1 protein-coding gene is annotated in these 880 nt (G+C 67.7%); it reads right to left on the bottom strand.

Going from position 1 to position 880, the window contains the following annotated elements:
* Positions 1-92: 92 nt before the first annotated feature.
* The coding region (locus AKL29_RS43790) for a glycosyltransferase family 87 protein (protein ID WP_193395267.1) at positions 93-880 on the bottom strand (788 nt) is incomplete at its 5' end.

Below are 880 nucleotides of genomic sequence, written 5' to 3'. Positions count from 1 at the left end.
TTATGGGTCCCTGCGTTCGCAGGGACGACATTGAATGTGTTGCGCTGTCAGCGGCCATATTTTTGCCGCGGGGACTTGCGCCGTCGGGCAAATCAGTGATTGGCGATTTCGGCCGCAGCATCCAGCAGTGGCAGATGCCTGATGCGGCGCACGACAAGGATGGCAACTGCCGCAGCGGCGATCGGTGCCAGTTGCAGGCCGTTGGCGCCCGCAGGCACCATGGCGAAGGGCGTCAAATAAAGCGCCGCGAGGGCGATGCGTTCATAGGGCAGCCAGCCCTGCGCAAGCGCCTGCGCGATCAGCCACGCGCCTGGGATCGCCAGGATCACGACCTCATAGTTGCCGAGCGACGGCACGCACAGGCCGGTCATCGCCACCATCAGCGCGATCTCGGCGGCGCCGCCGGGACGTTTTCGCAGCACCAGGATCATGACGGCGATCGCGATTGCGGCCGCGATCACCTGGACGAGCCAGGCCGTGCTGCTGGATCCGCCGGCCAGCCTGACCGCGGCGTAGGGACTGGCGAACTTCTCGAAACCGGGTCCGCCGCCGAGGCTCCAGGCGCTTGCCTCCGGCAGAACGGCAACGAACTTGATCCACGGGTCGATGCCGAAGAAGGCGGTGGCCGCCAGCACAAGCGCGAGCGTCGTTGCGGCCGCTGCAGCGAGCGCGCGCCAGCGCCGCGCCAGGATCAGCACCAGCGGCGCGAGCAGGGCGATCTGCGGCTTGTAGCTGAAGCACCCGAGCAACGCCCCGGCGATTACCGGGTAGCGGTCCAGCGTGACGGCCGATCCGCCGAGCAGGGCCGCCGAGAACAGGGAATTCTGTCCGAACAGCGCGCACACCCACACGGCGGGAAAGGCGAGCGCGGGAACGACGG

This window comes from Bradyrhizobium pachyrhizi (genome assembly GCF_001189245.1).
Classification (GTDB): Bacteria; Pseudomonadota; Alphaproteobacteria; order Rhizobiales; family Xanthobacteraceae; genus Bradyrhizobium; species Bradyrhizobium pachyrhizi.
This window is presented reverse-complemented; position numbering and strand designations above follow the sequence as displayed.